At 68.5% G+C, this 7,665-nt stretch carries 9 protein-coding genes; 5 read left to right on the forward strand and 4 right to left on the reverse strand.

Translation table 11 applies throughout. The features are described from left to right. The first annotated feature begins 433 nt into the window (after positions 1-433). The 3 genes from AQJ66_RS39210 (at position 434) to AQJ66_RS39220 (ending at position 2,441) form a co-directional block, all read left to right on the forward strand. A complete protein-coding gene (locus tag AQJ66_RS39210; RefSeq protein ID WP_159052705.1) occupies positions 434-1,693 on the forward strand; it encodes a coiled-coil domain-containing protein in 1,260 nt (419 codons plus the stop codon). 139 nt (positions 1,694-1,832) lie between these two features. Continuing rightward, the gene (locus tag AQJ66_RS39215; protein WP_159052706.1) at positions 1,833-2,030 is read left to right on the forward strand and encodes a hypothetical protein; all 198 of its coding nucleotides are present in this window, start codon (positions 1,833-1,835) and stop codon (positions 2,028-2,030) included. Between the two features lie 39 nt (positions 2,031-2,069). Then, positions 2,070-2,441: a hypothetical protein gene (locus AQJ66_RS39220; protein ID WP_159052707.1), complete on the forward strand. Its 372-nt coding sequence runs from the start codon at positions 2,070-2,072 to the stop codon at positions 2,439-2,441. A 358-nt stretch (positions 2,442-2,799) separates the two neighbouring features. Here the strand turns inward: AQJ66_RS39220 and AQJ66_RS36245 are convergent, their stop codons facing one another. Further along, complete coding sequence (locus tag AQJ66_RS36245; RefSeq protein ID WP_061931105.1) at positions 2,800-3,372, reverse strand: hypothetical protein; 573 nt, start codon at positions 3,370-3,372, stop codon at positions 2,800-2,802. Position 3,373: 1 nt separating this feature from the next. Next, positions 3,374-3,730 (reverse strand): PadR family transcriptional regulator, encoded by a 357-nt coding sequence (locus AQJ66_RS36250; RefSeq protein WP_061931108.1) that lies wholly within the window; start codon positions 3,728-3,730, stop codon positions 3,374-3,376. Positions 3,731-4,280: 550 nt separating this feature from the next. Between AQJ66_RS36250 and AQJ66_RS36255 the strand changes: the two genes are divergently transcribed. Beyond that, complete coding sequence (locus tag AQJ66_RS36255; protein WP_061931111.1) at positions 4,281-4,892, forward strand: GNAT family N-acetyltransferase; 612 nt, start codon at positions 4,281-4,283, stop codon at positions 4,890-4,892. Positions 4,893-5,950: 1,058 nt separating this feature from the next. Beyond that, positions 5,951-6,199: a hypothetical protein gene (locus tag AQJ66_RS36265; protein WP_061931117.1), complete on the forward strand. Its 249-nt coding sequence runs from the start codon at positions 5,951-5,953 to the stop codon at positions 6,197-6,199. Positions 6,200-6,389: 190 nt separating this feature from the next. Here AQJ66_RS36265 and AQJ66_RS36270 read toward each other — a convergent pair whose 3' ends face one another. Then, the gene (locus tag AQJ66_RS36270; protein ID WP_341849441.1) at positions 6,390-7,145 is read right to left on the reverse strand and encodes a hypothetical protein; all 756 of its coding nucleotides are present in this window, start codon (positions 7,143-7,145) and stop codon (positions 6,390-6,392) included. Positions 7,146-7,506: 361 nt separating this feature from the next. Further along, the coding region (locus tag AQJ66_RS40785; protein ID WP_208611543.1) for a helicase associated domain-containing protein at positions 7,507-7,665 on the reverse strand (159 nt) is incomplete at its 5' end.

Consider the following 7,665-nt stretch of genomic DNA (forward strand, 5'->3'; position numbering starts at 1 on the left):
TGTTGTGGGGCGTACCGCTCCCCGCGGGTCGGTTCCTGTGAGGCCTGGCAGAAGGCATGACATTTCCTTGCTTCAGGCGTGCTGGATGCAAGCACGGATGGAGTGCGGCCCGAAGTGCGAACCCGGTTGGGCCGCGGCGCCGGCGGTACACGAAGACGCCTGCCAAACGAGCTGAACGGTAGAGAAGGGTCTCGTCAGGGCGCCCGGGGGAGACCGGGCCAGTGGACTTCTTCGAGCGGTGAGATCTGTCGGTGAGGACGCCGCTTGGCACAGTTGGAGCGTTCGGGCCTTCTGCACTCATCAAAGAGCCCATGCTGGTCTCCAGACCAGGTGACAGTCACGGATGCGACGTCGCATGAGGCGATGCGCCGCAGGTCACCAGCGGTGCAGCCGGGCGTGCACCGCGGCGTGGGGAGAGGACAGGGGCGGGCTGGTGAGTGAAGCGAAGTGGCCACAGATCCCCCGGGAGGCGACCGGGGCCCGGCGGGAACTGCTGGAGTGGCTGCACGAGGTACTGGCCGAGCGCAGCCCGTGGAGGTCTCTGCACGAAGCCTGCAAGGAAGTAAAAACCGGTGTGCACGGGCTTGCGGAGCCCCGGCTGGGAGTGAACAAAGCCACGGTGCACCGCTGGTTGCACGATCAGAGACTGCCTACGCCAGACAGCCTCACGAAATTCTGCGACTCCTACAACAAAGCGGTGGAAGGGCTCGACGGGTACTCACCCATCCCGGACGACGAACGAGGCAAGGCCCTGGCCCTGCTGGCTGACGCTCGACAGCAGGGATCGCCGGAGCAGCGTCTGCAGGACCAGCGGGCTCGGTACGACGCCTTGAGCCGCACGGCAGCCGAGGTCCAGGCGGACCGGGACGGACTGCTGGCTGAACTCGCCGATGAGCGCCGCACCGCGGCCGAACGCTGCCACCTGTTGGAACAGCGACTCCGGACGCTGCAGGCCCAGCACCAACGGGACCAGCGTCACCTCCGACAGCAACGCCGCAAGGGCCGAGTTGAGACGAGCCGACGACAACAGGAGGCAGCAGCCCATGCCGCGGCCCAGCAAGAGCTCTCCAACGCCCAGCGACTGATCACCGAACTGCGGCACACCCTCACCACAAGCACAGAAGCCCACGAACAGGCTCTTGCTGACCGCGACGCGACGGTGGCCGAGTACCGCAGTGAACTGACAGCCGTACGCGACCGCCTCGCCACGCTTGAACTGAGGCAAGCCGACCGCGATGCTGCGGACGCAGCTGTCGACGAGGCCATCGCCACCGTCGAGCAGGCTCACACCGAACTCAGGCACGATCCCGATCCCGACACGATTGCTCGCCGGGATCAGCAGAAGGAAGTGATCGCCCAGCTCCGGGCAGCCTCCGACGATCCCAAGGCCGTCCGCAGGATCTTGCGCACGGTGGCGACCACCTGGACCAACAAGGACATCGACGGGCTCGTCTTCGCTCTGTGCTTCACCTCGGTGTACAACGACTGGGGGCCATCTCTCGCTCGCTGTCTCGCCCGCACGGCCAAGGTGCGGTACTGGGTTCCTGAACCCTTCAGCATCGACCGGCTCCTGCGCGGACCTGGCCTTGGTACCAAACTCTGGTGCGAGCTACGGGGCGTCCGGCTCGAAACCCATATGGACTGGCCCGACACATACTTCCGGCCCCACAAAAAGACAGCCGGAAGCCGTTGACACAGCCGCAGGGCAGCGCGTGTCGTCTTCGACCGGCCAGCGGAGCCGATCTGGGCCGCTGGGCCTTCCGGATCACGAGTCCTTAGGCATCTCACGACTCGTGCCCGCTTGACGGGGAGGGCCTCAGCTAAGGTCCAGCATGAGCATCGTCGATACGTCTATAGCCGCGGCCGCGGCCGCGCTCAGCGGCGTCGCCGCCTGGGGCGCCTGGAAGGCATCCCGAGAGGCGAACGCCACAGCCTCCTCCGTCGCTCAGATCGAACGGGACCGCTGGCACAGAGAGTTGACGCCCCAGCTCCGGATCAAGCTGGAGAGAGGAACCCGCGACACGCTGTAGGTCCGATTCGACGCCCCGGCCGCTCTCGGAGAACTCACTTTGGAGCTGACCATCCGGGATGACTTCGACCGCTCCCGTCTCCCCACCTTGGCCGGCGGTCCCACAGCGGAGCAGCGAGCGGAGGTCATCTGGGGGCCGTTCCGCTTTAATCCCCGGGTCGAAGGTGTCCACCAGTTGGGCCGTGCGGTGGCCGCCTTCGCTCTTCTGCCCGGCGACCGCCAACGGCTCGTCGTCGAGCCGTCCATGAGGCCCTCCTGGTACGACGACGCTGACGGGGAACGGCGCTGGCGCGACGACTACCGCACCGAACCCATCCGACTCTGGGCGCACTGCACCGCTCCCGGCCACAAGCCCTGGAAGCTCAGCTTCGCAGTGCCTCAGGACGGCAACTGGGCCTTGGGCGGCACCTGACCCGAACCGCGGTTCGGGTGGTTGGCTGCATAAAGCTCGTCACACGATCCTGTTGAGGAGTGCGCGATGGCACCCGGCGATGTGTGACGGAGTGCGACCGGGTCACTTTTCGCCAGCGGCGACCGCCGCCAGGACGCGGTGTACTGCTCCGGTCGCTGCTGGTCGAGAGTGTGACGCCGACGCGCTGATGAGGCTTCGTGAAAATCCCCAGCCCCTCTCTTCGTTCCCCACTTCGTTGACCGATCACCAGTGGGCCCGGGCCGGCCGCCCTGAAATCGTCAGGGCGGCTACTTGCCGGATCCACCCCGGCAACGTGGGCCCGTCCCGCGGAAGCGGCTTCGGTCGGCCACTGGAGGGATCAGGGCGCCAGGCCGTCCCTCGTGGACCCGGCCTGCCGTTGGTTTCGGCGGCCCGGCCGCGCCCGCCACAGACGACCGCACGCGACCGTCCCGGCCAGCAGCAGGACGTACACGAGGGGTGTCCAGGCTCCGCCGACGTGGGTGGCCTGCCCCTCGTGCAGGCGGAAGGTCAGCGGGCTCTGGAGCCAGGTGACGCCGTCCCAGGTGTAGCTGCCGTCGGCGTGCGTACCCGTGGCGGTGAGGGCCTGCTCGTAGGCGTTGGCCGCCTCGCTCAGGAAGAAGTTGAGCACCAGTGGGGTGGTGAGCGCGAAGAGCGCGGCGGCGGTCCACGAGTGCCGCGCCCCTTCCCCCAGCTCGGCGTCGAGGTACTGTGCGGCCAGCTCGTGGGCGCTGCCGAGCCGGCGCAGTGCCTCGCCGGCGCCGACCTCCGCGGCGGCGGCCAGCAGGTTGGCGCGGACCTCGCGCCGGTGGGCGATCCGGGTCCGGCGCGGCAGTTCGTAAAGGCGCTGGTCGAGCGACCAGACGAGCCTTTCAACGCGCAGCCGGTCGAACCAGGTGACGGTGTGCGGCATATCAGGAACCCTTCTGCGGTGCGGCGGGCAGGGGGCAGGACAGGACGGCCTCGACACCGGCGACATGCCGGGCCCAGCCGGCGATGCCGGCGGCCAGGGCCTCGTGCCCGGCGTCGGTCAATCGGTAGTACTTGCGCGCCGGACCGCTGGAGGAGGCGACCAACCGCGACGCCAGCCGCCCCTCCCGTTCGAGCCGGGCCAGGGCGGGATACACCGTGCCCTCCAGGACGTCGGCGAATCCGGCCCGTTGTAGGCGCTGGACCACCTCGTAGCCGTACGACTCCTGCTCCGCCAGCAGGTGCAGCAGCAGGAGCGACAGGACGCCTTTGAGTAGTTGCGGGTCATGGTTGGAGGTCACAAGTATCAGACTGTATCTGGTACTAGATAATGTCAAGTAGGGGCAGACGGCGGACCGCCAGTCGACGTCAAACCCGTAACGGCCACCTGTCCGTCGACCGGGGCGTTGACGTCCGCGACGGCGGCCATCGCCGTCATTTCCCCGGTGGGAGCCGTCCCGGCCTTGGCGCGGTACAGGAGACGCGCCGGGTTCCACTGCGTGCCGAGCAGACCCGCCACGGGGGAGGTCGGTCGGCCGGCAAGGGCAGGCCCGGAACCTTGCCCTCCCGTCGTAGCCTGGCGTCCGCAGCTGGGGAATTGCGCAAGCAGGTCTGCCCCATCACCGAGCGAGGGGTGGGGATTTTCAAAGAGCCCCATCACCGCAAGCAATGCGCCATCATCCTCGCCTCCAGGGGCGCGATAGCCGTCTTGGCCCTCCATGAGTACGGTCTTCCGTCCTACTGGTAACCGTGCCTCCACGCTGGTCACGAAGTACTCCTGGCGAACCAGCGCGGCCACACGCCCTACCCCAACCCGAGAGGACGCTCGTGGGACGACACAAGCCTGGCAAGGTGCGCCGCCGCCGCCCCGACGCACTGCCCGACAACATCCAGATCAGAGAGGCCCACTCCGGAGAGGGGAAGGCGTTCACTGATCTCGCCGCGCTCGCCATGGAAGGACACGGCGACTTCGACGACCGCGAGGCCATGCACGAAGCCATCGACGAGGGCGGCCCGTTCATCAGCAGGTTCGGAGCCGGACGGATCGTTTTCCTGGTCGCCGAGCACACGCCCACCGCGGGCATCGTCGGTATCTCGTCCACCATCCCGCCCCTGTCCGTCCTCGCAGGCATGGAGCGCAACGGAGCAGACGCCGTCGCCCTGGGCGCTACCGCGATGGCTTACGTCAAGCTCCGTGCTCTGGCCGTCGCAGATGATTACCGCCGCCAGGGCATCGCCTCAGCTCTCCTCACCAAGGCCCTGGCCATCCACCGTGATCACCGCGCGTTCTTGGCATACGGGCAGTTCACCGCCGGGGATGCCGGCCTGGACCGGTTCTACCGGCGCCACGGGTTCACCATCCACGCCCCGGGCGAACCGGTCATTCTCCCCGGGAATTCGAGATACCCCGACGTCGGTGCCTCACCGCTCCCCGGCGAGCAGATGTTCTCGCGCACGATCTAACCCAGAACACCCTGTCGACGTCAGCAAGCTGTAGGAGTCGGTGCGTACGGCCAGCAGGCTTACCAGCCAGCGTCAGATCAGCTACAAACACCTACTTGTCACTTGGCGGCAGCCTCGCGAGAACAGGGCAGGGACCAGCGTGAGCAAGCATCGCGGACGAGTGGCACGGTGCCGGCTGCAGTCGCTCGGACGTCCGTCGCGAGTACGTGGCCTGGATCGAGTAAGGCGGGCGTGAAGCTGCCCATACGATGACGGCGTGACAGCCCGCCGCACCCTTAGCTCTGGCCCGCAAACCGCGCGTGCTGTACGCGCCGCCCAGGCTGACCTGATTGACGCCTTGCCCGGCGTCCGCCTTCCGGACCTTGCCGAGATGCGCGCCCGGGGCGTGTTCGGGGCCCCCACGGCGACGACCCCGGCCCTACGGCGGACCCTTCGGACCAGGGGCCGCGCAGACGAGGAGCCGACTCACCTCGCGATTACGGGGAGCGAAGGCCCTACGGGCAGCTGTACATGCTGTTCGTCTTTCTCATGGGAGGGCGACGGCGCCGGGTAGTTCGAGAGGTGTGGGAGCGAGAGGCTGATCGCGGGGCGCTGCCGTGGGCAGGAAGGCCCGCAGGTGCTCTCCGTCCGCAGGTGAGTAGACCACTCGGAATACAGCGGCTTGGCCGCTGTCGAGGGCGGCCAAGGCGGCTGATCCGTTCTCGGCGCGCATCCGGGGGTGATACACGAAAAAGGGGCCAAGGTTTAGTGTGCGGCGGCCTACGGGGATGGCCGACTGGTCAGCATCGACCTTCAAAGCGCCAAACTCACGGAGAGAGCTGCGAAGAACTGGGCTGTTGGAGCCGTTGAGCGTCACGGTCAAGCTCCGATGGGGGACAGTGACACACCTGCCTTCGATGAGGAGCCGGGCACGCCGGACCCACAGCCGGTCCGACCAGGATATGTCGGGGCCGACCGGGAAGTACTGCCGGCAGTGACGTTGCACGACGTCCAGGTCTTCGATGTAGGCGGTGAGGGCGTCAAGGTCGCCCAGCGCCACAGAGTCGTCCGCAGCGCTGTTGGGGAGTTCACCCCGCAACGCCGGCCGGCCCGGACTGACGGAGTCCGTCCTGGAGGCGTTCGCGCGGCCGCGGCCGCTGATCGAGGGGGCCGAAGCGGTCGGCGACCCGATTGAGGTCCTCCCCTGCGTCTTCCACGCCTTGTGGCACGGACAGCTGACGGCCGGTCTGGCCACGCCGCTGCACGAACGTGTCCTCGTCGGCCCGCAGGGCTGGAACAACCCGGGCAAGACGGGAGGTGCCGGGTGAGCGCGCGGCGCAATGCCCGGCCAGCCGTGAAGGTCGGTGCTCACATCCGCTTCCGTGGCATGAAGTGGCAAGTGGTCGCCTTTTCGGGGCAGAGCGTCCATCTGGTCGGACCGGACGGCGGCGGCCAGGCCGTACTCGCCGGGCACCTGTTCGCCGACCCCGGCTTCACCGTCATCGGGGCCGATGCGCCTCAGGCGGCACCGCAGTGGGGGCTGTTCGAGACCGCCCCCGCTGCGGCGCGTGAGAAGGCGCTGGCCTGGCAGCGGCACGTCAGCGAAGTCGAATGGCGCCGCGGCCAGACCGTCTCCCGCTCCCAGTCGTAAGCCTGCTCCCACCATCGGGCCACCACCGCCCGCGCCAGCGCGAACACCCGCTCCGGCTCCGCACCGGCCCGCCGCGCCACCCCGGCCCACCGCCGCTGCGCCGCCACCACCTCCGGCACGCCACGCAGATCGAGGTGCTCCAATGGCTGGTTCGCGTCCGCGTCCAGCAGCCACCGCCCATGCCGCACGCACACCCGCTCCCACCTCGGCGCATACCGCACCACCCGCACGGCCGCCCCCGTACGCCGGGCCGTGCAGAGCCGGCAGCCGAACGCCACCGGACCGGCTACCGTGCCGGCGATACGCCACAGCCCCACCGGATCACCAGCCTCGGCGCGCAGCTTGGCATCCTCTGCCGCCCAGGACGGCAACGCCTGCGCCAGCACGGCTTCCTCCACGCCGCACATGCCTGCCAGGAGCTGCCGTCCGGCCGCGTTCAGCAGCACCTCGGCGTCAACCCGCGCACCCCCGCCCTCGTGCCCCGGCGGGTAATTGCGCCACTTCCAGCAGGCCCGCAACACCTTCGCTTCCATCCCGTAGCGGCTGGCGATGCGACGGATCAGCGACGAGGTCGTCTCCCACTGCAGAGGAGCGATCCGCAGGAGGCCGGGGTAATGGCTCACTCCACCACGGTCTCGTGTTCGCCGTCCCGGCGGGCGCTTTAGCAATGGACGCTCAGCAGATCGAGACCACCTCACCCCTGCCGACCGGAGCCGTCGCGATCAAGCCGCCCCTCGGCGGCCGCCCCGGTGCCGGCTCGTCTCACAGCGCCAGACGCCCGCCCATCCCGCGCGCCTCTCGAGGGCCCGGATCCGACGGGGATCCTTCCCATCTGCATCAATCTTCCAGTCCAGTCGACCGCACGGTGAGTCACCTGCGGTCCAAGGACGCTCCGGGGGGGGGCTTCCGGCCGCTCGTCGGAGGCCGATATCCGTATCCGCTTTGTACGCAATCGGTACGTCCGGCGGCCGAGCTTGGTGCCGGTCAGGTCCAGCGCATGCCGATGGTGGAGAGTTGCTCTACCCGTTCCGGGGTGAGTGTCGCGGCCCTGCTCCGCTGGTTTCCGACCCATGCCCCGAGCTTGATCTCTCGTTCTTCCTGCTCCCCGCCGTTCCGGCCATCGCGACTGTCGTCCCCGCTGGT

Origin of the sequence: Streptomyces bungoensis (assembly GCF_001514215.1) — a bacterium.
GTDB lineage: Bacteria > Actinomycetota > Actinomycetes > Streptomycetales > Streptomycetaceae > Streptomyces > Streptomyces bungoensis.